This is a genomic window from Lactobacillus leichmannii (assembly GCF_024701915.1).
In the GTDB taxonomy this organism is placed as follows: Bacteria; Bacillota; Bacilli; order Lactobacillales; family Lactobacillaceae; genus Lactobacillus; species Lactobacillus delbrueckii.
The window spans coordinates 19,799-41,635 of sequence record NZ_QOCY01000052.1; the positions used below are offsets into that span (position 1 = coordinate 19,799).

General features: G+C 48.0%; 23 protein-coding genes, 2 pseudogenes and 1 other annotated feature. Of the genes and pseudogenes, 15 read left to right on the forward strand and 10 right to left on the reverse strand.

The window, feature by feature from the left end:
- Window positions 1-160 precede the first annotated feature (160 nt).
- From DS743_RS07760 to DS743_RS07780, 5 genes are all read left to right on the forward strand, one after another.
- Window positions 161-1,111: a 2-hydroxyacid dehydrogenase gene (locus DS743_RS07760; protein ID WP_035184450.1), complete on the forward strand. Its 951-nt coding sequence runs from the start codon at window positions 161-163 to the stop codon at window positions 1,109-1,111.
- Window positions 1,112-1,477: 366 nt separating this feature from the next.
- Window positions 1,478-2,092 carry an ABC transporter ATP-binding protein gene (locus tag DS743_RS07765; RefSeq protein WP_231128306.1) on the forward strand — a complete coding sequence of 205 codons (615 nt, stop codon included), beginning with the start codon at window positions 1,478-1,480 and terminating at the stop codon, window positions 2,090-2,092.
- Window positions 2,017-2,817, forward strand: a complete 801-nt coding sequence (locus DS743_RS07770; RefSeq protein ID WP_231128305.1) for an ABC transporter transmembrane domain-containing protein — start codon at window positions 2,017-2,019, stop codon at window positions 2,815-2,817. The genes DS743_RS07765 and DS743_RS07770 overlap by 76 nt, the downstream gene beginning before the upstream one ends.
- Window positions 2,814-3,305 (forward strand): ATP-binding cassette domain-containing protein, encoded by a 492-nt coding sequence (locus tag DS743_RS07775; RefSeq protein ID WP_231520483.1) that lies wholly within the window; start codon window positions 2,814-2,816, stop codon window positions 3,303-3,305. The genes DS743_RS07770 and DS743_RS07775 overlap by 4 nt, the downstream gene beginning before the upstream one ends.
- Entirely contained in the window at window positions 3,305-3,487 is a 183-nt protein-coding gene (locus tag DS743_RS07780) for a hypothetical protein (protein WP_181406070.1), read from the forward strand. The genes DS743_RS07775 and DS743_RS07780 overlap by 1 nt, the downstream gene beginning before the upstream one ends.
- A 51-nt stretch (window positions 3,488-3,538) precedes the next feature.
- On the opposite strand, the gene DS743_RS07785 is transcribed toward DS743_RS07780, so the two are convergent.
- Window positions 3,539-4,177, reverse strand: coding sequence for an NAD(P)H-binding protein (locus DS743_RS07785; protein ID WP_035184454.1), 639 nt, complete (start codon window positions 4,175-4,177; stop codon window positions 3,539-3,541).
- 73 nt (window positions 4,178-4,250) lie between these two features.
- A complete protein-coding gene (locus DS743_RS07790) occupies window positions 4,251-5,147 on the reverse strand; it encodes a LysR family transcriptional regulator (RefSeq protein ID WP_035184455.1) in 897 nt (298 codons plus the stop codon).
- 188 nt (window positions 5,148-5,335) lie between these two features.
- On the opposite strand from DS743_RS07790, the gene DS743_RS07795 reads away from it, so the two are divergent.
- From DS743_RS07795 to DS743_RS07810, 4 genes are all read left to right on the forward strand, one after another.
- Window positions 5,336-5,479, forward strand: a complete 144-nt coding sequence (locus tag DS743_RS07795; RefSeq protein WP_231128304.1) for a hypothetical protein — start codon at window positions 5,336-5,338, stop codon at window positions 5,477-5,479.
- A gap of 18 nt (window positions 5,480-5,497) precedes the next feature.
- The gene (locus DS743_RS07800) at window positions 5,498-6,490 is read left to right on the forward strand and encodes an alpha/beta hydrolase (RefSeq protein WP_371856587.1); all 993 of its coding nucleotides are present in this window, start codon (window positions 5,498-5,500) and stop codon (window positions 6,488-6,490) included.
- 12 nt (window positions 6,491-6,502) lie between these two features.
- Window positions 6,503-7,072: a sugar O-acetyltransferase gene (locus tag DS743_RS07805; RefSeq protein ID WP_035184457.1), complete on the forward strand. Its 570-nt coding sequence runs from the start codon at window positions 6,503-6,505 to the stop codon at window positions 7,070-7,072.
- Window positions 7,073-7,217: 145 nt separating this feature from the next.
- Window positions 7,218-7,589, forward strand: coding sequence for a hypothetical protein (locus tag DS743_RS07810; RefSeq protein ID WP_035184459.1), 372 nt, complete (start codon window positions 7,218-7,220; stop codon window positions 7,587-7,589).
- Between the two features lie 56 nt (window positions 7,590-7,645).
- Here DS743_RS07810 and DS743_RS07815 read toward each other — a convergent pair whose 3' ends face one another.
- Entirely contained in the window at window positions 7,646-8,104 is a 459-nt protein-coding gene (locus tag DS743_RS07815) for an SbcC/MukB-like Walker B domain-containing protein (protein WP_035184461.1), read from the reverse strand.
- Window positions 8,091-8,840: a hypothetical protein gene (locus DS743_RS07820; RefSeq protein WP_035184463.1), complete on the reverse strand. Its 750-nt coding sequence runs from the start codon at window positions 8,838-8,840 to the stop codon at window positions 8,091-8,093. Before DS743_RS07820 ends, DS743_RS07815 begins: the two co-directional genes overlap by 14 nt.
- Before the next feature lie 244 nt (window positions 8,841-9,084).
- Here DS743_RS07820 and DS743_RS07825 point away from each other — a divergent pair, with 244 nt between their 5' ends.
- Window positions 9,085-9,663 (forward strand): histidine phosphatase family protein, encoded by a 579-nt coding sequence (locus tag DS743_RS07825; RefSeq protein WP_003615140.1) that lies wholly within the window; start codon window positions 9,085-9,087, stop codon window positions 9,661-9,663.
- A 141-nt stretch (window positions 9,664-9,804) separates the two neighbouring features.
- Window positions 9,805-10,506: a TIGR00266 family protein gene (locus DS743_RS07830; RefSeq protein WP_035184464.1), complete on the forward strand. Its 702-nt coding sequence runs from the start codon at window positions 9,805-9,807 to the stop codon at window positions 10,504-10,506.
- A 48-nt stretch (window positions 10,507-10,554) separates the two neighbouring features.
- Here DS743_RS07830 and DS743_RS07835 read toward each other — a convergent pair.
- Window positions 10,555-11,460, reverse strand: a pseudogene (locus tag DS743_RS07835) (proline-specific peptidase family protein).
- A gap of 32 nt (window positions 11,461-11,492) precedes the next feature.
- Window positions 11,493-13,112 (reverse strand): peptide ABC transporter substrate-binding protein, encoded by a 1,620-nt coding sequence (locus tag DS743_RS07840; protein ID WP_035184466.1) that lies wholly within the window; start codon window positions 13,110-13,112, stop codon window positions 11,493-11,495.
- 65 nt (window positions 13,113-13,177) lie between these two features.
- Window positions 13,178-13,393: a binding site (T-box leader), on the reverse strand.
- A 170-nt stretch (window positions 13,394-13,563) separates the two neighbouring features.
- On the opposite strand from DS743_RS07840, the gene DS743_RS07845 reads away from it, so the two are divergent.
- On the forward strand, window positions 13,564-13,776 hold the full coding sequence (locus DS743_RS07845; protein WP_072544192.1) for a methyltransferase: 213 nt from the start codon (window positions 13,564-13,566) through the stop codon (window positions 13,774-13,776).
- A gap of 150 nt (window positions 13,777-13,926) precedes the next feature.
- On the opposite strand, the pseudogene DS743_RS07855 reads toward DS743_RS07845, so the two are convergent.
- The 3 genes and pseudogenes from DS743_RS07855 to DS743_RS07865 all read right to left on the reverse strand — a co-directional run.
- Window positions 13,927-14,034, reverse strand: a pseudogene (locus tag DS743_RS07855) (ATP-binding cassette domain-containing protein); the annotation flags it as partial.
- Window positions 14,035-14,137: 103 nt separating this feature from the next.
- Window positions 14,138-17,338 carry a carbamoyl-phosphate synthase large subunit gene (carB, locus tag DS743_RS07860; RefSeq protein ID WP_035184468.1) on the reverse strand — a complete coding sequence of 1,067 codons (3,201 nt, stop codon included), beginning with the start codon at window positions 17,336-17,338 and terminating at the stop codon, window positions 14,138-14,140.
- Complete coding sequence (locus tag DS743_RS07865; RefSeq protein ID WP_035184470.1) at window positions 17,331-18,407, reverse strand: carbamoyl phosphate synthase small subunit; 1,077 nt, start codon at window positions 18,405-18,407, stop codon at window positions 17,331-17,333. The genes carB and DS743_RS07865 overlap by 8 nt, the downstream gene beginning before the upstream one ends.
- Window positions 18,408-18,797: 390 nt before the next feature.
- On the opposite strand from DS743_RS07865, the gene DS743_RS07870 reads away from it, so the two are divergent.
- Window positions 18,798-19,367, forward strand: a complete 570-nt coding sequence (locus DS743_RS07870; RefSeq protein WP_181406069.1) for a GGDEF domain-containing protein — start codon at window positions 18,798-18,800, stop codon at window positions 19,365-19,367.
- Between the two features lie 86 nt (window positions 19,368-19,453).
- Here DS743_RS07870 and DS743_RS07875 read toward each other — a convergent pair whose 3' ends face one another.
- Window positions 19,454-20,740: an MATE family efflux transporter gene (locus DS743_RS07875; RefSeq protein ID WP_035184800.1), complete on the reverse strand. Its 1,287-nt coding sequence runs from the start codon at window positions 20,738-20,740 to the stop codon at window positions 19,454-19,456.
- 145 nt (window positions 20,741-20,885) lie between these two features.
- On the opposite strand from DS743_RS07875, the gene DS743_RS07880 reads away from it, so the two are divergent.
- Together DS743_RS07880 and DS743_RS07885 are read left to right on the forward strand one after the other, a co-directional pair.
- On the forward strand, window positions 20,886-21,317 hold the full coding sequence (locus DS743_RS07880; RefSeq protein WP_035184471.1) for a MerR family transcriptional regulator: 432 nt from the start codon (window positions 20,886-20,888) through the stop codon (window positions 21,315-21,317).
- The gene (locus DS743_RS07885) at window positions 21,251-21,622 is read left to right on the forward strand and encodes a hypothetical protein (RefSeq protein WP_231128303.1); all 372 of its coding nucleotides are present in this window, start codon (window positions 21,251-21,253) and stop codon (window positions 21,620-21,622) included. The genes DS743_RS07880 and DS743_RS07885 overlap by 67 nt, the downstream gene beginning before the upstream one ends.
- Window positions 21,623-21,837 lie beyond the last annotated feature (215 nt).

A 21,837-nucleotide genomic window follows, 5' to 3' on the forward strand; every position in this document is an offset into this window, starting at 1 on the left:
AAGATTTTAGTCTCTGTGTAGACTAATATCAAGAAAAAGGCTGAAAAGAATTAAAGTAATTTCTATCCTTGTCAGGCAAACAATAAAAATGCGATAATATTCTTGATATAGGCGCTTACGCTGTCTATGTGTTTGTAAGGTAGAAAGTAAGGAGAAAATAATGAAGATTGTATTGCTTGAGCCACTGGGCATTAGCCAGGAGAGTTTAGACAAGCTGGCGGAGAAATTGACCAAGCAGGGGCATGAATTTACGGCTTACGACAGCTTTTCAACGGATACTGAAGAATTGAAGAAGCGGAGCGAGGGCGCGGACGCCTTGATTATCGCCAACCACCCCTTGCCTGGTGAAGTAATCCGGGCAGATAAGAATTTGAAGTTCATCTCAGTTGCCTTTGTCGGGATTGACCATGTTGACCTGGAAGCCTGCAAGGAGAAAAAGATCAAGATCTCCAACACTGGTGGCTATTGCAACGACGCGGTGGCGGAATTGGCCATCGGTTTGACTTTGGACTGCCTCAGAAATATCAGTGCCGGCAATGAGGCTGTGCAAGCTGGTGAGGGCAAGGGCGGACTGCAGGGACATGAACTGGCAGGCAAAACTGTTGGGATTGTTGGTACTGGAGCGATTGGCTGCCGGACAGCAGAGATTTTTAAAGCCTTTGGCTGCAAGCTGATCGGATATAGCCGTAGTCAAAAGGCGGCCGCCCTTGACCTGGGCCTGGAATACAAGTCACTGGATGAAGTGATGGGGGAGGCAGATATTGTTTCCATTCATACGCCGCTGACTCCGGAAACTAAGGGCTTGATCGGTAAAAAAGAGATCGGCGAGATGAAGGAAGGGGCCATTCTGATCAACACGGCCAGAGGTCCGGTCGTAGATACTGAAGCGTTGGCTGCAGCATTAAAAGAAGGACGGATTAAGGCAGGGCTTGATGTGTTTGACCAGGATCCGCCACTGCCAGCTGATTATCCACTCATCGGAGTTCCGAATTTGGTTTGCAGCCCGCATGTCGGTTTTGATACGAAAGAATCAATTGACAGAAGAGCCGAGATGGCTTTTGAAAACGTGACTGCCTGGCTAAACGGCCAGCAGATCCGGACCATGCTGTAAGATAAATAGATAGATAAAGCGGCCAGTAGCTGGGAAAGATCCAGTTGCTGGCCGTTTTTTCGTATTATTCGCGTCTTGCCGCATCTTGTTACAGTTTTTTTACAAAAAGTTAGTCTACATGTATGCGCTAACAAAGAGTGCTGTTTCCAATTCGCATCTTGATTTAGCGCCATATTTAGTTATGGGCGGGTATTACAGCTCAAAGACCGACTTTATCAGGCAGCAGATTAAATGGTTTGATGACTATCATAATCCAGTTATTACTGACAATTATGGCAATATTTCACGATTTGCCTTTAGGGATCCTGATTTAATTGATCGGCAATTGCAGGAAATCAGCGTATATCGCTCCATGACGCAATTGCCATGTTCGGCATCGTCTTGATCATCTACTTTGGCGGCCGCAATGTCCTCCACATCGGCTGGAAGGCCTGGGACCTGGCCAGCTTCACGACTTTCTTAGCCTGCTTTACCAAACTCGCCACCAAAGTCTCCCACACTGCCAAACTGTTTAACGCTGTCCAAAAAGCCCAAGTCTCCTGGGTCCGGATCAGCCCGCTAATAAGCGATCCGATCTATGACCATTACCAAAAGGAAGAGAAAGTAATAAACGACCTCACTTTTGACCATGTGACGACTTTTTACCACGGCTACCCGGAAACCGCGGTCAAGGACATCAATTTTACCGCCTCCGCTAATGAAATCATCGGTATAACAGGTGAGGTGGCCTGCGGGAAAAGCCTGCAGGGCCATGTCATCTTGCTGATGACCCACCGGGTTGACTGCTTCAGCCAGCTGGACCAGATCATCTATATCCATGACCACCAGGTTTCTGTTGGCAAGCATGACGAACTGCTGAAAAAGAATGCCGGCTATGCCAAGTTGATTGAAGGGGGGGCAGCAACATGCATAATATCGCTAAAAAGGTCATTCATGACCATCCCAAGAGCTTCATCTCCATGGTCCTGCTCATCATCTTAAGCATCATCACTTCGCTTTTGCCGCCCCTGGCTCTGGAGCAGATCGTCAACCACTTGACTGATCAAAAGGAAGTTTCTCTCCTTTTTGCCCTGGCCTACCTGGGCTTGATCGTTTTGTCTGACCTTTTTGCCTCAGCCCAGAATATATCCATTACGATTTTTGGCCAAAAATTGACCCACGGCATGCGGAGTGCCTTAGTCCAAAAGCTGAACACCATCACGACAGGCTACTTGACCAATCACGAGAGCGGGGCAATCGCCTCAGTCTTTGTCAACGACGCCGACATCATCAACATGCCCTTGATCTTGGTCATGACCCGGCATTTCCAGAAGGCCTCCCTGGCTTCCCAGAAGCAAAACCGGGCCGCCATCGCCAAGGTCAACCACCATATCCCCGAAACTCTCCGGGTTCTCTCCATGATCCATATCTTTGAAAAAGAAGACTACATGGAAGACAAGTATGACCAATATATCGAAGAATCCTACCGGGCTCAGAACAAGTCCAACTGGCTGGACAGCGTCTATTCACCAATCATCCTGACCATCGAAGCCGTCGTTATCGGCTTGCTGATGATCGGAGCCGCCCAAGGGCAGAAGATGCAGACCTTCTTTGGCATCAATGCCGGCAGCGCCGTTGCCTTGATCGCCTATGTCGGGCAGATTTTTACACCGCTGGAATCAATCGGGATGGAAATCCAAAGCATCCAAGACGCATGGCCGGGATGAGCCGGATCCAGGACTTTTTTAATGAAACAGACAGCAAGCCGGACATCTACCAAGGAGAAGGGGACTACTTTACTTTTGACCATGTCACCTTCGGCTACTTGCCAGACCAGCCAATCTTAAAGGACTACTCCTTTAAAGGCGCCAAAGGCGAGCACGTGACCTTTGTCGGCCGGACCGGGAAGGGGAAGAGCACGATTTTTAAACTCCTCCTGGGCCTCTACCAGCCGCAAAAAGGGAAGATCCTGCTGGATGGCCATTCGCCAGATGCTCATCCCAAGAATCAGCGCCACTTCCTAGCAATTTGCGAGCAAGGGGTTGCCCTGGTCGACGGGACAGTCAAAGACCACATCACTTTATATGACGACACGATTACTGCTGAGATGATCGATAAGGCTTTAGCCATGGTTGGCCTAACCGATATCGTCAAAAATCTCCCGCAAGGTTTGAACACGCCGGTAAGTGACATCAACCCTCGCTGCAGCTCTTGATGATCGCCAGCAGCGTTGTCTGTGACCCGCAGATCTTGCTTTTAGACGAAATGACCGCATCCCTGGACAGGGAAACTGAGGCCAAAGTCCTCAAGGCAATCGATGCCGCCAGCAGCGGGCGGACAGTTCTGTCCATCTCCCACCGCCGCGGGGCCCACGATGGCCGGATCATCAAACTGTAACAGATTTTATGAAAACACCCCCCTGGCAAGTGCCAGGGGGGTTATTTCGTCTTAAACTTCTGCAATAGCTTCACTGATCGGCGTCTCGCCGCCAGTCATATTGATTACCTTGCCGTAGGTGTTTTTCTTGTCAAGGATTTGGGCCAAAACCGCGGCAACGTCTGGAATCGGGTTGGCGGCAAACTTTTCAGGCTTAAAGTTAACCTTGCCAGTCCCAGCCTTTTCTTCCAAAGTAGCTGGGGCCAGGATTGTGTAGTCCAGCTTGCTGTTATTGATCAGCCACTCGTCAGCGAAGTACTTGGCAATATAGTAGTCAGTCAAGCTGGCAAATTCTGCCTTGCCCTGCCACTTGTCCGGGTCGGCCGCGAAAATTGAGCTCAGTTGGATGTAGCGCTTAACGCCGGCCATTTCAGCCGCCTGGATCAACTTCACCGCCCCAAAGGCATCCGTTTGAAGCAAATCCTTGCCTCTAGAACCTGCCAAAAAATAAACCGCGTCCATCCCAGGTAAAAACTTAGCTAATTCAGAAGGGCTGGCGTGCAGGTCAAGGCTGAGGGGAGTGACGCCCGGCAATTTGACGATCGCGTCCTTGTGCCGGGAACCCGCGTAGACTTGCTGACCTTGATTAACTAATTCTTGAATAACAGCGGCTGCCACCCGGCCGCTTCCTCCGGCGATAAATACCTTCATTTTTTCTCTCCTTCTTTTTACTGGTTACGGGTATGATAACATGCATGCGAAAAATCTCCTAACAATTAGTTAGTTAAGAGCCACTTGTTTGCTTTTGCCCAAAAGATTTCTTGATCTGCTTTAAAAAGCGTTCAGCGATTGGAGAGAAGGTTTGATACTTCTTCCAAACCAAGTATAAGTTGGTCTCCAGTTTTGGCGTCAAGGGGCGGAAGACCATCCCGCTTTCCGGGGATGTATCGACCAACTTGTCAAAAGAAAGCAGGTAGCCCAAATGTTCTTTAGCAAAAACTGAGGCATTGTAGACCAGGCCAAAAGAGCCTTCCAGGTGGAGGTCATCCATCCTGTCTTTGGCCCAACGGGGGATGTCATTTTTCCAGGACTGGCCAGAACAAAAAAGGGGCAGGCCAGCCAGGTCGTCTACAGTGATGGATTCTTTTTGCGCCAATGGAACATCAGCCGGCATGACTACGCCCCAGCTATCGGTTTCCGGGAAAATCAGTGATTCATACTTGCTGGTGTCAGGCATCTCCGCCAAAACGACAAAGTCTAGGAGCCCCTTGTCCAGCTTCTCAGCAACTTGTGAGGTGTCCCCGCTGGTGATGTGGTAGCGCAGGCCTGGGTAGAGCTTTTTAAAAGAATTGATTTCCCGGGCCAAGTAACTAATCTGGTAGGATTCAGCTAAGCCAAAGTAGATGTCGCCGCCGGTAATATCATCCAGGGCTAAAAATTCCTGTTCAATTTTGTCAGCCATGGTCACCAGGTCCTCAGCACGGTTTCTGAGAAGAAAGCCTTCATCGGTCAGCTTGATGCTGAAGGATTGTCTGGTAAAAAGCTTCTGCCCGAGCTCTTCTTCCAGGGACTTGATCGCCTTGGACAGGGTGGGCTGGGTAACATGCAGGCTTTCCGCCGCCCGGGTCATGTTTTCGTCTCGGGCAACGGCCAAGAAGTAGCGTAAGGTGCGGATTTCCATTTTTGTCTCCTTATTCATAAAAGGAATATCATGAGATAGATTATAACCATTAGTGCATAAAGGCGCAAGCTTTTATACTAATCATTAAGCAAGGCAGAGGAGGTGCGGAATGGACTTGCCGACTATCAAGCAAAGCCTGGCTGATGCGGGCTGCGGGCAAAAATTGTCCACGGAAATTCTTAGGATGTATGAGAAGAGGGCAATATGCTGACGCCCTCCGGAAGATGAAGCTGGCAAGGAGCCAAGCCATGTGCGAATTGCACGAATGCAGCCGCAAGGTCGACTTGCTGGATTTTTTAATCAGAAGAGCGGAAAAAGAGAAAATTAGCTAATAATGGAGGCTAAAAATGATGCAAACTGAAGAATTAAAGCTAACGCAAGACTGGGACAAGGTCTTTCTGAAGAGTGACAAGGTCGACCACAAGAAGGTAACCTTTGCCAACCACTTCGGCATCACCCTGGCCGCTGACATGTACACGCCAAAGAATGCCGAGGACAAACTGCCGGCAATCGCTGTTTCCGGGCCATTCGGGGCAGTCAAGGAACAGTCAAGCGGTCTATACGCGCAAGAGATGGCAGAAAGAGGTTTTTTGACGATTGCTTTTGACCCATCCTTCACTGGTGAATCCGGTGGCAATGTGAGAGCTGTGAACAGCCCGGACATCAATGTCGAAGACTTCCAGGCAGCGGTCGACTTTTTGTCAGTTCAAGATAATGTAGACCCAGAAAGAATCGGAATCATCGGTATCTGCGGCTGGGGCGGGATGGCCTTGCAGACGGCCGCGATCGATACTAGAATCAAGGCAACAGTAACTTCTACCATGTATGACATGTCCAGAGTGACGGGCAATGGCTACTTTGACGCGAATAACATTGAAGAAACCCGCCACAAGATGCGAATTGCCTTGAATAAGCAGAGAACGGCCGACTTCAAGGCTGGCAGTTATGCCAAGGCCGGCGGGGTGGTTGATCCACTGCCAGAAGACGCGCCGCAATTTGTCAAGGATTACTACGCTTACTACAAGACTCCGCGCGGCTATCACAAGCGCAGCCTTAACTCGAACAGCGGCTGGAACGTAACGGCTACTACATCCTTGCTGAACATGCGCCTGTTTGCTTACACCAATGAAATCAGAAACGCGGTCTTGATGATCCACGGCGACCAGGCCCACTCCTGCTATATGTCAAAGGATGCCTACGCTGACATGATTAAGGATAGCAAGTACACCGACAACAAGGAACTACTTTTGATCCCGGGGGCAAGCCACACTGATCTATACGACCAAAAGGACATCATTCCTTTTGATAAGATGGAAGCCTTCTTTGACAAGTACTTGAAGTAAGCGGGTAGGAGAATGAAGCTGGAAGATTTTTTAGCGCATGTGAACAGCGGGAAAAGAATTGTTGATCCTTCAGAAGAACTGGAATACTGCTCATATTTGACGCAAGAAGCCTTGAAGGTGACGATGGAGCTGAATAATGCTTATCATACACCGGAAGAGGTGCAGGACTTGTTTGCCAAATTGACTGGCAGCGAGGTCAATCGGAGTCTGGCACTGCTGCCGCCATTTTATACTGATTGCGGGAAAAATATCCATGTTGGCAAGAACGTGTTCATTAATACTGGCTGCACCATCCAGGACCAGGGCGGAGTCTATATTGGCGACGGGGCTTTGATTGGCCACCACGCTATGATCGCTACTTTGAACCACGAGCAAGATCCAGCCAAAAGAGGGGAGCTATTGCCAGCAGCGGTTCATATCGGCAAAAGAGTCTGGCTGGGCGCGAACGTAACTGTTTTGCCAGGCGTCACGATTGGTGATGGAGCGATTATCGCGGCTGGCGCGGTAGTAACAAAGGATGTACCGGCCAGAACAATCGCGGCAGGCGTGCCAGCCCACGTGGTGAAAGAAATAAGTGAATAGTAGAGAGCAGCATTCTGGAAATTAGGGATGCTGCTTTTTATAATGTGTATTTTTTTAAAAACATATTGTTTGTACGGAGAAGATGTATAATGGACTTGATCAACAAAAGTTGACCTTAGTGTGTAATTGAAGGGGATGAGAAAAAATGTTTACACAGAAGCAAAAGACGATTGCCTATCGGGTTTTGATGGCAATTTACCTAGTTGCTTTGGGACCAAACTATACTTTTGGCTACGCGACGCAAGATAATCCTACTAATCGCTTTTTCTTGATTGCTAATTTGTTGTCAATTGTCGCACTTATTCTGGCAGCTGTTTGGATTAACCGGCCGAAGTTTTTCAAGGTAGTGTCTGCTATGATGGTGATTGTGGCTATCTTGGGAGTAGTTCAGCTTGCCTTTCCAGGGCAGTCAGCTTATGCAAGGTACAGCAACGCTTGGGCAATCATTAATATTATTTGGGCTGTATTAACTGTACTTTACCAAAAGCAGCAGCTTCAGATGAAGAAAAATGCTTAGTTTAATCTAAATACCAAAAGGCATGACTCCGTTAATTCGGAATCACGCCTTATTTTTTAGCGATTTTTTCTAACGATGCTCTGTTCTACAGAGATAAAGTGATTCTTGCCGTCAACCGTGTGGTCAATCAAGGTGAAGTATGTCGTGTCCTTGCTGTTTTCTGGTACCGCAAGACGGGCATTGTAGCCAGTAGCAATAAAGTTGTTCGCAATATCGTAGATGTTCTTCAATAGCAGCTCTTGCTGTTCATCATCGATACCAGAGAAGGACTCGTCCATCAAGATGATCTTCGAAGCAAGCGGATTGCTCATCTCCTTTTCGTCCAGTTCCAAAACGATCAAAAGTGGTTCAAGGATCGCACGGCTTCTTTGCCCTTCAGAGAAGGCATTAAGCTTACGGTCAGTTATCTTTTCCGGGGCGTCACCAGCATGGCGGCGGAAGCTGATGTTAAATCTGTACCATTTCTTGTAGTCAAACTCCTCATAGAAGTGGTCAACCAGCTCATCTCTGCTCATCTCTGCTCATTTCATGGTTATTGTCCTTGATATAAGTCCAGAAGCGGTCCATCAAGAGGGTAACCGCGTTTTGGCTTTCCGGACTGTCGATAGAAGTGTTCCCAAAAGCAGCCAGGTAGTCCTTTCTGTAGTCAGGAATTTCACTGAAGCTGGTATAGAAGGAGATATGGCTTGTCTGTTCCTTTTCCTTCAAGGACTTGCTGATCTGTTTAGTTAAAGTTGTAGCTTCGGCAGTGGCCTGGCGGATCTTTTGCAGAATCGTCGAGTTGTTAAGGTAGCGGGCCAGGCGCTGAACTTCATCATCAGCTGAAGCCTGGAAGGATTCCAGCTGCTGGCGGATATCGTCATAGAGCTTGCTGAGCTCTAACTCCTGTTCACCGTAGTAGTAGTGAACCACCGCAATTTTATGCAACAAGTTTTGGACTTGAACGAGCAGGTAGTCACTAAGTTCAATGTCTTCAAATTCCAAATGCTTGCTGTTGTCGACCCGGTAGTCTATTTCACCGTTAATGCTGTTAACAGCAATCATAGCCAGGTTAGCCTTATTTTGGTTGCTTGCCTTGACTTGCTCACTGTTCCAGTCGTTAGGGGATGCATCCTTGACCTTTTCAGTTAAATTCAGTTTTTCCAGCAGATCTGTTACTGCCTCATACTCATGGTTCAGGTCTTCATAGGCTGCCTGCCTTTCTGGTAAACGTTCCTGGTAAGCAGTAAGATGATTGTTTTCTTGCTCCAACTTGAATCCAAATGATTCTATCGCTTCGGATCCAGAATATGGGAAAAGGTCAAGAAAATAAAGAGGGGGCAAGTGGAATTCAGTCTGACCTATAAGTCTGCTCTTACTAAGTAGAAAAAGTGTAAGAAGCTTGATATGTCAAAGCTTTACGCTACTCTGTCTCCCGAAGATTTTACATTAGCTTTCAAAAAATGCTATAATTTTCTTTGAAAGCGCTATAGAAATGCGGAAAGGGGCAAACTAGATGGAAAAGATATTATATCTCATGCGGCACGGACAAACCTTATTCAACCTTGAACACAAGATCCAAGGCTGGTGCGACTCACCTTTAACTGAATTGGGGATCAACCAGGCCAAGATAGCTGGCCGCTACTTTACAGACAATAAGCTCAAGCTGGACCACTGCTATTCCAGCACGAGTGAGCGGGCTTGTGACACCTTGGAACTAGTTACTGGCGGCAAGCTGCCTTATACCCGGCTCAAGGGGATCAAGGAATGGAATTTTGGCTGCTTTGAAGCGATGGACGACTTTTTGAACCCACCATTGCCTTATGACGACTTTTTTGTTAAGTATGGCGGAGAAAGCCAAGACGGAGTCAGTGAGAGAATGGCTAAGACCTTGAGCCAAGTGATGGAGCAAGAAGACCACCATTTCGTTTTGGCTGTATCGCACGGAGGTGCCATGGCTTGCTTTTTACGTTACTACAAGCAGCCTTTGCCGCACGGGATAAAGAACTGCACTATCCTCAGACTCAAGTATGAAGACGGGCAGTTTACCTTGCTGGACTACTTTGAACCAGATTTCAGCGAGTTAGAAAAATAAAGATAAATTCTCTTTTTTTCTTAATTTTTTAACAATGATTTTTTGCGGGAAAAGCCCTTTCTTAATATAATGTAGACAAGAAAAGAATTTTTGGCATAAATATCAGATTTTGCTAAGGCAATAGAAAAGCAGAGGGACATCATGAAGTACGAATTAAGCGGCGGGAATACCTGCCCATTAGCTACTGTAACCCTTGATAAGGGTGAAAGCATTAAAGTTGAAAACGGCGCCATGGTGTACATGAAAGACGTCACCATCGCCGGTAAGATGAACTCCAGCAAGAAGGGCCTGGGCGGTTTGCTCGGCGCAATTGGCCGGAGCTTGACCAGTGGTGAAAGCATGTTTATCACCCAGGCAACTGGTGATGCGGACGGCGGACAAATAGGGGTTGCACCGGCAATTCCTGGCAAGATTCTAAAGCTTTCCGTTGGCAAGCAGCAGTATTGCTTAAACACCGGGGCATTTTTAGCAAGTGACGACAGCGTCAGCTACAAGATGAAAAGTCAAAGTTTTAGCAAGGCAGCCTTTGGGGGAACAGGTGGTTTCTACGTAATGAAAACTGAAGGCGAAGGTGACATGTTAGTTAACGCCTTTGGTGACCTGGTAGAACTGACCGTGACTAGCAATAAGCCGATCTCAATTGACAATGAACACGTCATTGCCTGGGATGCAAATCTTGATTACGACATTAAAGTAGCGTCGGGGATGTTTGGCTTTACCTCAGGTGAAGGCCTGGTCAACCACTTTACCGGGGATGGCAAGGTTATCATCCAAACTCGTAACCTGCGTTCATTAGCTGAGGCCCTGCAACCTTTTATCGTTGAAAAAAACAGCAATAGTTAATGCAGCAAAAAAGATCGCCACAATCGTGACGATCTTTTTTCATGTCTGTTATTTTACCTCCGCAAACTTTCCAGCTTCAACATCACTGATAAACTTATATAAGGAAGAAAAGAATGCCTGAGGATTATCGACGTGGTGGCAGTGGCCGCCATCTGGCGTCACAACCATCCAGGAGTTTTTCAAAGTCTTGTGCATCCGGCGGACGGCATCAAGGGGCATGGTGTCAAATTCGCCGACCGTTAAGAGGGTAGGGAGGGTGATCTGCCCTAAACGGTCTCTGAAATCCCACTCAGTTAACTTGCCGACCATCATGAATTCGTTGTTACCCTGGAAGTAGTTGTACACCTGGGTATTGGTCGTGCTGACCACATGCCGGGGCGCGTTTTCCGGGTGCCGGACCAATTAAACGGAGTAGAGCTTGGCAACCAATTCCTGGTACATCGCATCATCAAAATTCTCAGATGCTTCACATTCCTTCATGTATTCCACTTGAGCCGGGCTGAACATTTCATCCCTTTCACGGTTGATGTTGACCGTGTACTCATCCAAATTGTCAATCATCGATTCAATAACCACTGCCTTAAGATGCTGGCCATATCTGACTGCGTATTCCTGTGCCAGCAAGCCGCCCCATGAATGTCCGAGCAGGTAGAAGTTTTCCAAACCGAGCTTTTGGCGAACTTCTTCCAATTCATCGACGAAGTAATCAACAGTAAGGTACTTGCGATTTTCTTCCTTTGAAAAATCTGGTTGATCTGACCAGTACGAACCCAATTGGTCATAAAAGTAAACCTCAACTCCTTTGCCGGCTAAGCCAGCCTTGAAATTGTCAAAGTCTTCATGGTTGTCACCAGGCCCGCCGTGCACGCAGAGCAACTTGACCGGCCCTTCATTGACCTTGCGGGTAAAAAGGTGATAGCCATTGTCTAAAGTAACGATTCTCGTTTGATCCATGATTTTTTCTCCTTCAGTCATAAATTCACTTGTTACTTGAAGTATGCTCTCGTGTAGTCGACCATGCCAACCTTGTGCCAAAGTACCCCTTTTAAGTTGGAGTTTACCAGGTGGTCTTCAACCATGGTGTAAAGAGGAAGAACAGGGTAATCTTGGTTCATTTGTTCCTGTGCCTTTAACAGGTGACTGAAGTAGACTGATCTGGTCGCGGCATTTTTTCTGGCTTGGCTGAGCTCATTGTTGTAGGCAGCACTGGTGTATTTACCGTAATTGTGGCTGTTAGTCTTTTCCAAAGTCTGCAGTTCGCTGTATGGGTCAGCGTAGTCGTTGAGCCACAAGGAAAGGTAAAGGTCATATTTGCCATTGGCAACCAAGTTGTAGGCGGACTTGGATGGCAGATTCTTGACGGTCACTTTAAGTCCTGGCAGCTTGCTTTCCAGCTGTGACTGCAGGAATTCACTGACATTCTTGTCGGTAGTTGTATCACTTGCTACCAGGGTCAGCTCAACTTTTGACTTGCCCAGTTGCTTTAAGCCGGCCTGCCAAAGCTTTTTAGCCTTGGCAACATTGTAAGTTTCTTTTGGCTGCGCTGCTGTTGCGAAGTCCTTGCCACTGGCTGGATCCTTTGCGGCATTTGGTGCTGAGAAGGTGTAGGAAGGCTTTGAACCATCTGCTAAAACCTTTTTAGACAGCTGAGTACGATTAACAGCCAAGTAGAGGGCTTGACGGAGTTGTTTGTTGGCCAATACGGCACCCTTAGCCATATTCAGATTTACGAAGTTATTACCTGACCGGTAGAGGTGGTAAAGGTTCTTGTTGTTTTGCAGACCTTGTGCCGTCGTGCCTGAAACTACAGCGTCATCTAGGCTGCCTTGCTGGAAGAGCTGGTGGGCAGTGTTTGAATCCTTGACGACTTGGTAATTTAGCTTTTGCAGCTTGACCGCGCTTTTAGCGTAGTAGTGTGGATTCTTGACGGCAGTCCACTTTTCGCTGGTGTTGGTCCACTTGGTGACCTTGAAGGCCCCGTCAAAAGCGGTATACTTGGCAGCCGTACCATATTTGGCACCATATTTTTTAACAAGGCGGGTGTTTTGCGGGTAAAAGGCTGGCATAACCATCTTGTCGATGAAGGTCGGTTCTGGATTTTCAAGCTGCACGACCAGTTTATACTTGCCAACGGCTTTGACGCCTAAGCTGTTGACCGCCTTTTTGCCTTGAGAGATCTGGTCAGCATTCTTGATATTGCTGAAGATGTAGTTATAGCCAGACATTGCTTTGGGAGAAACGCCTTTTCGCCAGGCTGTTACAAAGTCTTGCGCGGTTACAATATCACCGTTTGACCATTTGGCATTGTGCCTCAGATTGAAAGTATAGGTCTTACCGTCACTGGACTTATGATAGCTAGTGGCAACCGCGGGAACTGGCTGGTCATTTTTATCTGACCGGTAAAGGCCAGCCATAGTTTGCACCAAAGTGTCCCATTGGGGGATTGAGGCAGTCACTGAGGTATCGAGGGAGCTGACTACATCAGTTTCCATCAAGTTCAGGCTTGTCTTGCCATTGGATGCTTGGGAATTGCTATTGCCGCAGGCCGCCAACGTGCAAGCTGACATGCCAAGTAATGCAACTGTTGCCATTTTTCTAACTTTCATGTGTATTCCTCTTTTCATTTCATCTTGCAGGGAAAAGAAAAGCGCCCCACTGGATCAAATTGATCCAATAGGGCGCTATTAGCGCGGTACCACCTATTTTCGCCGTTAGGCCTTCACGCACAGATAATGCGCTGCCGCTTTAAGGGGCGGACCCCGAAACCACTAATCTCGCAGTTTCCGCTCAAAGGTGATTTTCGCACTTGGTCTGACCGCTTCTTCACACCGACCAGAAGCTCTCTGCAGGTCTCGCCAAAACTACTTTTCCTTTTCAAAGCAATGTTGTTTTGATTTCATGTCTTTTATCTTAATCCTAAATCTGAGAAAGTCAACAGTAAATGGCAAAAAAGTTAAATCAAAGTTATAAATGCTGAAAAGAATTTTAACGCTGTGTTAAGACAACGGGATCAACTACCTGTTTGACAGTGAAGATGAAAAGTATGTCGTCAACTCTTTGCCTTTTAATCCGCTGAAAAATCCTGACCAGATGCAGCAGCTGGAAAAAGATGATTATGGCGTCCAATTCTCTCATACCTTGGATGAACAGATTGGCGGCCAGCTGGAGGCTGGCTTTACTTTAACCAATCTCTATGAAGATACCAATGGCGAAGGCCGCCTGCACGAATTGAATATCCCGACTTTTATCGCGACCAGAAGCGTGAAATAGCAAAAGCCACCAAGTTTGAGCTTGGTGGCTTTTAATGTATCCAAAATGATATACTTTTTTCTTATTCTTCGCTATGTTCAAACTGTGATTGGTAAAGGTCGGCGTAAAAGCCTTTCTTTGCCATCAAGCTGTCATGGTTGCCAACTTCCACTTGCTTATATCCTGGCCGCCAATCGTGATCCTCCCGCTGTTTAACTCGTAAAAGCGCATCAAGAGCTTGACCAGGGTGGTCTTGCCGGCCCCAATAGGCCCGACGATTAATGTGCTAAGTTATTACAAGTGGAAATCTAGAAACTTTTTCAAAGAAAAACGCCAGCAAATGCTGACGTTTAAAACTATTGAGTATTGATGAATACAGTTTCTACAGCTTGGTGATGTCGACCAAGGAGATCTTGTTGTCGTGCTTGGCTTCCAGGGCGTGGATGAGGGCCCGCGCCGTATCAAGGGAAGTGTAGATCGGCACACCGGCTTCTACGGCAAAGCGGCGGATCAGGAAACCGTCCTTCAAGTTGTTGTTTCTGGTTGGGATGTCGATGACCAGGTCGACCGTTTCCGTCAAGATCAAGTCAAAGATGGTGTTCTCTTTGTCATTGATCCGGTTGACCAGGCGGGCAGGGATGCCATGACTCTGCAAGAAGTCGTATGTCCCTTGGGTCGCGTACAGGTCGTAGCCGAAGTTGTGGTATTCCTTGGCGATTGGCAAAAATTCTTCCTTAGCCGAATCCTTGACCGTGCAGATAACCTTCTTGTGCTTAGGCAGGTCCAGCCCAGTCCCCATAAAGGCCTTGTACATGGCTTCTTCAACGTCTTCAGAAATTCCCAGAACTTCACCGGTTGACTTCATTTCCGGCCCCAAGGCAATTTCCGCCCCGGTAATCTTTTCAAAGGAGAAGACTGGCATCTTGACGGCAACTGTCTTCTTTTCCGGAGCCAGACCGTAGTCATAGCCTTGCTCCTTGATGGACTTGCCAATGATGACGTTGGTTGCCACGTCAACCAGCGGAATCCCGGTTACTTTGGAGATATAAGGGATGGTTCTGGAAGAGCGGGGGTTGACTTCGATCACGTAAACTTTGTTTTCGTAAACGATAAACTGGATGTTCATCAACCCCTTGACCCTCAAGGCCTTGGCCAGGCGCTTGGAGTATTCTACGATTCGTTCCTTCATCTCCTGGGATATCTTTTGCGGCGGGTAGATGGAGATTGAGTCACCAGAGTGGACACCAGCTCTTTCTACGTGTTCCATGATCCCTGGAATCAAGATGCCTTCGTCATCGCAGATAGCGTCAACTTCACATTCCTTGCCGGCCAAGTACTTGTCGATCAAGATCGGGTGGTCTTCAATGTTGAACTGGGAAGTGATGTGGTCAATAAAGCGCTTGAGGTCGCCGTCATTTAAGGCGATTTCCATACCGGCCCCGCCTAAAACGTAGGAAGGACGGACCAAAACCGGGTAACCCAGCTCATTAGCGGCCTTTAAGGCTTCTTCAGCCGTAAAGACGGTTTGCCCCTTCGGCCGGTCGATCTGGCACTTTTCCAAAATCTCGTCAAATCTTTCCCGGTCTTCAGCCGCGTCAACACTGTCGGCAGAGGTACCAAGGATCGGCACGCCCATCTTCATCAAGTCCTGGGAGAGCTTAATCGCGGTTTGTCCGCCGAATTGGACGATGGCCCCGTCTGGCTGCTCAAGTTCAATGATGCTCTGCACGTCTTCTGCCGTTAATGGTTCAAAGTAGAGGCGGTCGGCGATGTCAAAGTCAGTTGAGACAGTTTCCGGGTTGTTGTTGACGATGATGGTTTCGTAGCCAGCTTCCTTCAGGGCCCAGACACTGTGCACGCAGCAGTAGTCAAACTCAATCCCTTGGCCGATTCTGATTGGGCCGGAGCCAAAGACAATCACCTTTTTCTTGGACCGGTCTGGCTGGATTTCATGTTCACCGCCATAAACGCTGTAGAAGTATGGAGTTTCGGCGTCAAATTCAGCCGCGCAGGTGTCGACCGTTTTGAAGGCAGCCGTGATCTTCAAGCCCTTTCTGAGGTAGTAAACTTCATCAGCCGTCTTGCCGGTTAAGCTGGCGATAACCCGGTCTGGGAATTCGCAGTGCTTGGCCAGTTTCAAAAGATCTGGCGTCAGTTCTTCGCTCTTGAGGCGGTCTTCAATTTCAACCAGGTGCTTGATCTTGTCAATGAACCAGACGTCGATCTTGGTAATGGCATGAATTTCCCGGATGGAGACGCCCTTTCGCAAGGCTTCGGCAATTCTGAAGGCCCGCTTGTCGTCAATCTTGCGGAGGTCTTTACGGAGATTATCAGCCGACAGCTGGGCAATTTCTTCATTATAAAGGTAGTAGCTGTCTTGTTCCAGGGAACGGAGGGCTTTCATGAAGGCACCTTCGAAGTTGTTGCAGATAGCCATGACTTCCCCGGTTGCCTTCATTTGGGTGCCCAGCTTGCGGGAAGCGTCGTAGAATTTGTCAAAAGGCCACTTAGGAATCTTGCAGACGATGTAGTCAAGGGTTGGTTCGTAAGAAGCGTAGGTCTTGCCCGTTACGGCGTTGACGATTTCATCCAAGTTGTAGCCCAAAGCAATCTTGGTAGCAAGCTTGGCGATAGGGTAGCCAGTTGCTTTTGAGGCCAGGGCAGAAGACCGGGAAACACGAGGGTTGACTTCAATGACGCAGTATTCAAAGGAGTCTGGGTTGAGGGCAAACTGGACATTGCAACCGCCCTTGATGTTCAAGGCAGTGATGATGTTGAGGGCAGAGGAGCGGAGCATCTGGTAGTCCTTGTCTGACAAGGTTTGAGATGGCGCTACCACGATACTGTCACCGGTGTGGACACCGACCGGGTCCATGTTTTCCATGTTGCAGACGGTGATGCAGTTGCCGGCACCATCGCGCATGACTTCGTATTCAACTTCCTTCCAGCCGGCGATTGATTGTTCAATCAAACATTCAGTAACTCGGGAGAGGCGGAGGCCGTTAGAGCAGATTTCATGCAGTTCTTGTTCATTGTGGGCGATCCCACCGCCAGTCCCGCCCAAAGTGTAGGCCGGGCGGACAACTACGGGATAGCCGATTTCCTTGGCAAAAGCAATGGCGTCTTCAACGTAGTTGACGACAACTGACTTGGCAACCGGTTCACCGATTCTTTCCATCAAGTTCTTGAATTCCAGCCGGTCTTCAGCCATCTTGATCGTGTCGGTGTCAGTACCGATTGTCTTGACATGGTGCTTTTCCAAAAAGCCTTCATCAGCTAATGCCATGGCAATGTTCAAGGCGTTCTGCCCGCCCATGGTTGGCAGAAGGGCGTCTGGCTTTTCTTTTTCCATCAATTGCTTAACGACTGGCACAGTCAAAGGTTCGATGTAGACGTGGTCAGCCATGTCGCCGTCAGTCATGATCGTGGCCGGGTTGGAGTTGATCAGGACAACTTCGATGCCTTCTTCTCTGAGGGCTCGGCAGGCCTGGGTCCCGGCATAGTCGAATTCAGCGGCCTGGCCAATGATGATCGGGCCGGAACCAATCACTAAAACTTTTTTGATATCGTCGCGCTTAGGCATTCTTGTGTTCTCCCATCATTTCAATAAAGCTGTCAAAGAGGTATTCCGTGTCGTGCGGGCCGCCGCAGGCTTCCGGGTGGAACTGGACGGACTTGATGTTTTCCTTTAAGTATTCCAGGCCTTCGATCGTCTTGTCGTTGACGTTCTTGAACCAGACCTTGGCTTGCTTTGGATCAATCGTGTCTTCCTTGATCACATAGTTGTGGTTTTGCGTGGAGATGTAGACCCGGCCAGTGGTCAGATCCTTGACTGGGTGATTGCTGCCGTGGTGGCCGTAGACCATTTTTTCCGTCTCAAAGCCGTGGGCTAAGGCTAAAAGCTGGTGGCCCAGGCAGATGGCGAAGATCGGGATGCCGGAAGAAGCAAGAATTTTCAGCTGGTCAATGATTTCCGTGCATTCACTCGGGTCGCCGGGGCCATTTGAAAGCATGATCCCATCGAAGTTGTGGTCTAAGACATATTGGGCCGGAGTGTCAGCCGGCAGGACTGTGACACGGCAGCCTCTTTTGGCCAGTTCTCTGGCGATATTGCGCTTGGCACCGAAGTCGTAGAGGGCAACTTCGTAGTCACCTTGACCGACATGGTAGGGTTCAAGGCAGCTGCACTTTTCAACGACCCCTTGGATCTTGAAGGCCTTGATCTGGTCAATTACTTCGCTGACTTCGTAATCCTTAGTAGTGATCATCCCGTTCATGCAGCCTTCTTTGCGCAGGATCCGGGTGATGGCCCGGGTGTCGACGCCTTGGATGCCGGGGATGTTGTTTTCAATCATGTAGTCGTTCAGACTCATATTCATGCGGAAATTGGACCCCAGACGGGAAAGCTCGCTTACTACAAAGGCTTCGACAAAGGGGTGGGCGGCTTCCTGGTCATCCAGGGGAACACCGTAGTTGCCGATCAGGGGATAAGTCATGACCACGCTTTGACCGGCATATGACGGGTCGGTCAAGACTTCCACATAACCAGTCATCGCCGTGTTGAAGACGAATTCGCTGATAACATCATGGACCGCGCCGAAGCTTTCGCCTTCAAAAACGTGTCCATCTTCCAGTATTAAACGCGCTTTCATTGATTGTTTGACTCCTATAAAAAAAGACATGTCAACGAGTGACATGTCTTAAGTGATGAAATATTAATAATTTGAAAAAATGGAAAAGGAACAGCAAATGAAGCTGGGCAGATATCTGGGTTAATGTTAATAAATGCGGCCATTTTTGCTGCTTCCTTTCTGTTTTTTCAATAGTATAAAGGATAGATGCAAGGCTTGCAAGTAGTTTTCTTGATCTTCATTACGAAAGCTGCATATTTTATATGCATTTAGTTGGTAATCGTTGATTTATCTAGGTGAAAGCTTGATTTGTCTGGATAATCACGAATATTCGCTTTTTCATTATTAAAATGATATTTAAATTAAAAAGTTTTCCGCTTCTATGCTATACTTTTGACTGAGGTGAAACAAATGCCAGGAATCGGAACAGTAAGCAACGTCACCGCCATTATCTGCGGCGGTCTGCTAGGACTTAACTTCGGCCACCTACTCAAGGCCTGGGTGCAGGAAATATTAATGGTCGCCTGCGGGCTGGACGTGGAAAAGAGCGAATTCCTCAGTGAGAACGACCTCGTAACCGGGATCAGAAACCGCAACTATTACCAACACGAGATTAATAATCTTTTGCAAGCAGCTCAAGAGAGCGTTACTTATGTCTTCTGCGACGTCAATGGCCTGCACGAAACCAACAACAAGTTTGGCCATGAAGCCGGGGACCGGATGCTGATTGCCCTGGCTAGTGAATTAGCCAAAAGCTTCGGGCAAGACCTGTCTTTCCGCTTTGGCGGGGATGGGTTTTTAGCAATTACCTTAGACGAGCGCTTGGACAAAGTCCAAGCAAAGTCTGACCAAATCCTTTCTAACTTGAGAAAGCAATGCTACCACGTTTCAATCGGGATCAAGCCGGCAAAGGACGACCACTTAAATGTCAGTGACCTGCTCTACCAGGCAGACAAGGCCATGCGCAAATCCAAGGAATAATTTCTACAAGAAAGCTGAGAGCGACCGCCGGGGCCCGGTAATCTTCTTTCTTTACTACATTTATGACTGCAGAGAAAAAGCCGGTATTAACCGGCTTTTTCTATTGCTTCTAAAGCTTGTATTTCTTTAATAACCAAGATGGTTGAGCCCAAGACGCAGATGATTCTGGCTCCCAGTTCCGCGCCCCAGAAAGCATTAGTCTGAAGAGGCGTTAAAAGCAGCCAGGTAGCGGCTAGCTTAAGGGCTAATTCACCCAAGTTGTAGTAGAGGTATTCCTTCATCAAAACCATGCTTCTGAGCAATCCTTCATTCAAGAACTTGAAGATGGAGAAAAGCTGGATACCAACAAAAGCATAGAGGTAAACTCTGAAGAAGGAGTAAGCTGCCTGGTTTTGGCCTGGATCAAAGAACATGCCTGCTAATAGCTGGCAGAAGATGACTGACAGGGCTGAGCTGACCAGCCAGTAGATGAGGGAGACATTGCTGCAGTAGCGGTAAACTGCTTTAACAGCAGAGTACGTTTTTGCCGCCAATAACTGAGCCGTCATCAGAGTTAACGTCTGGGCAAAGCCAACCAGGACGATCCGGGCCAGGTTCATGACCTTGACGATAGCGACATAGCCCAAGATTGCCTCCTGGCCAAAGGGGTTGACACAGGCCTGAACCAATGTTGCGCCGAAGGTGATCGAGAATTGCTGGAAGATGGTTGGCAGGGCGATATGAAGGATGGACTTGATTTTTGTCCAGGAGAGGTCAGGTTTAGGGGAGACAGGCTCTTCTTCCTGCCGGTCCATTTTTGCCAAAAGGTAGAGGGTGACCAGCATGGTGATCCCTTGAGCTAAAACCGTGCCCAGGGCTGAACCTAATACGCCCAGCTGCAAGACGAGAATGAAAAGAAGATTTAGTAGGTTTAAGATGCTGGAAGTTGCCAGGAGATAGAAGGAGATTTTGGCTCGCTCATTGGAGATTAAGATAGCCCAGCCAACGTCATAGATGTAGATGATCGGCAGGGCAAAGAGGTAGACCCGGCCATATAGGAGGGCATCCCCCACCATGTTTTCCGGTAAAGACACTGCCTTATAAAGGGCAGGCAGGGAAATCCAGGCAATTACCACTAAGACCAGACCGCTAATAGCACTGAGAAAGAGGGTGTCCCGGGCCATGGCGGCCTTCTCTTTATTTTTACCGGCACCTAACAGCCGGGAGACCATGACGTCAACCGCCATTTCAAAGCCGCCGGAGACAACCAGGAAAAGCATGATGATATTGGCTGCGTTGCCCACGGCGCCTAATTCCCTGGCTCCCAGATAGCGGCCGATGATGGCCATGTCGATGACGCTGTAGAGCTGCTGGACAAACAGCTCGCTGATCATGGGCAGGCTGAAGGCCCAGACTTTCTTTTTCAATTCTTCTGTCATTTTTCTTACCTGCTTTCCAATTGCATACCTTTAGGGTAAACTATGCCCTAAGGGAATAGTCAAGGGCTGAAGAATTTTAGTAAGGAAAGAATTGACCGATATGGACGAGGAATTTATTAAAACCGGGGATTTTGCCAAAATGTGTGCTGTCACCAAGAAAGCACTTTATGTCTATGAAGCAAAAGGGCTCTTGAGGCCGGCAGTTGTCAAAGATAATGGCTACCGCTACTACCGGCTGGAACAGGTGGACCAAGTTGCCACGATCCGCCTGCTGGAGAAATTGGGCAGCAGCCTGCAGGAGGTTGGGGACTTTTTCGCCTTAAAGGATTTGAATGAACGGCAGAAGTATTTAGGCAAGCAGCAGGAAGCAGTCGAAAGAGAGATGGCTGAGCTGGGGAAGATCAAGTCCAGCTTAGAATTTTTTGACCAGAGAATCAGTGACTTGAAGCAGACTGGTTTAAAAAAGTGGCGGTTGAGACTTGCCCGGAAGAATACCTGGAAGTCAGTCCTTTTAGGCATGGTGTTTCGCTGAATCCAATCAGCTTCGGGCCTAGGTATGGGGTGATCGTCGATGACTTTGAAAAGGCAGAAATCAGCCGCTTTTTTAAAGTAGTGGAAAGAAAAGAGGGCAATTACGTCAAAGTGGCTGGAAAGTATGCCTGCTTTTACCAGGAAATGGAGAACGACGATGTTGCTGGCAATGGACCGAAGGCACTGGAATTTTTAAGAAACAAGGCGAAGATTGTCCCGCCTTTTTACCAGGAAGACTTCAGCAGTTCCGTTTCAGGTCATGACGGATCGGTAATCATCAAGTATTCTGCCAAGCTGGATTTGTAAGCAAATAAGCAGTATCCCTGCAGAATTTTTCGTGAGGGGATGCTGCTTTTTAGTTGAAACTTTGCCTAACTCTTTTTAACCTCATTTGAGGGAAAAAGGGCAAGTAATCATCTCAAAAAATTTGCGTGCAAATGAGAGCTTTTCTCAGCATCTTTGGCGGAAAATCGATTTTCTACCGAATGCGTAGAAATAGGCATTTTTACGCATTCGAATCT

Excerpts from the sequence above, each read along its gene's own strand:
- DS743_RS07760 (WP_035184450.1), top strand. The coding sequence starts at position 161 with ATGAAGATTGTATTGCTTGAGCCACTGGGCATTAGCCAGGAGAGTTTA.
- DS743_RS07765 (WP_231128306.1), top strand. The coding sequence starts at position 1,478 with ATGTTCGGCATCGTCTTGATCATCTACTTTGGCGGCCGCAATGTCCTC.
- DS743_RS07770 (WP_231128305.1), top strand. The coding sequence starts at position 2,017 with ATGCATAATATCGCTAAAAAGGTCATTCATGACCATCCCAAGAGCTTC.
- DS743_RS07775 (WP_231520483.1), top strand. The coding sequence starts at position 2,814 with ATGAGCCGGATCCAGGACTTTTTTAATGAAACAGACAGCAAGCCGGAC.
- DS743_RS07780 (WP_181406070.1), top strand. The coding sequence starts at position 3,305 with ATGATCGCCAGCAGCGTTGTCTGTGACCCGCAGATCTTGCTTTTAGAC.
- DS743_RS07785 (WP_035184454.1), bottom strand. The coding sequence starts at position 4,177 with ATGAAGGTATTTATCGCCGGAGGAAGCGGCCGGGTGGCAGCCGCTGTT.
- DS743_RS07790 (WP_035184455.1), bottom strand. The coding sequence starts at position 5,147 with ATGGAAATCCGCACCTTACGCTACTTCTTGGCCGTTGCCCGAGACGAA.
- DS743_RS07795 (WP_231128304.1), top strand. The coding sequence starts at position 5,336 with ATGAGAAGAGGGCAATATGCTGACGCCCTCCGGAAGATGAAGCTGGCA.
- DS743_RS07800 (WP_371856587.1), top strand. The coding sequence starts at position 5,498 with ATGCAAACTGAAGAATTAAAGCTAACGCAAGACTGGGACAAGGTCTTT.
- DS743_RS07805 (WP_035184457.1), top strand. The coding sequence starts at position 6,503 with ATGAAGCTGGAAGATTTTTTAGCGCATGTGAACAGCGGGAAAAGAATT.
- DS743_RS07810 (WP_035184459.1), top strand. The coding sequence starts at position 7,218 with ATGTTTACACAGAAGCAAAAGACGATTGCCTATCGGGTTTTGATGGCA.
- DS743_RS07815 (WP_035184461.1), bottom strand. The coding sequence starts at position 8,104 with ATGAGCAGAGATGAGCTGGTTGACCACTTCTATGAGGAGTTTGACTAC.
- DS743_RS07825 (WP_003615140.1), top strand. The coding sequence starts at position 9,085 with ATGGAAAAGATATTATATCTCATGCGGCACGGACAAACCTTATTCAAC.
- DS743_RS07830 (WP_035184464.1), top strand. The coding sequence starts at position 9,805 with ATGAAGTACGAATTAAGCGGCGGGAATACCTGCCCATTAGCTACTGTA.
- DS743_RS07840 (WP_035184466.1), bottom strand. The coding sequence starts at position 13,112 with ATGAAAGTTAGAAAAATGGCAACAGTTGCATTACTTGGCATGTCAGCT.
- carB (WP_035184468.1), bottom strand. The coding sequence starts at position 17,338 with ATGCCTAAGCGCGACGATATCAAAAAAGTTTTAGTGATTGGTTCCGGC.
- DS743_RS07865 (WP_035184470.1), bottom strand. The coding sequence starts at position 18,407 with ATGAAAGCGCGTTTAATACTGGAAGATGGACACGTTTTTGAAGGCGAA.
- DS743_RS07870 (WP_181406069.1), top strand. The coding sequence starts at position 18,798 with ATGCCAGGAATCGGAACAGTAAGCAACGTCACCGCCATTATCTGCGGC.
- DS743_RS07875 (WP_035184800.1), bottom strand. The coding sequence starts at position 20,740 with ATGATCAGCGAGCTGTTTGTCCAGCAGCTCTACAGCGTCATCGACATG.
- DS743_RS07880 (WP_035184471.1), top strand. The coding sequence starts at position 20,886 with ATGGACGAGGAATTTATTAAAACCGGGGATTTTGCCAAAATGTGTGCT.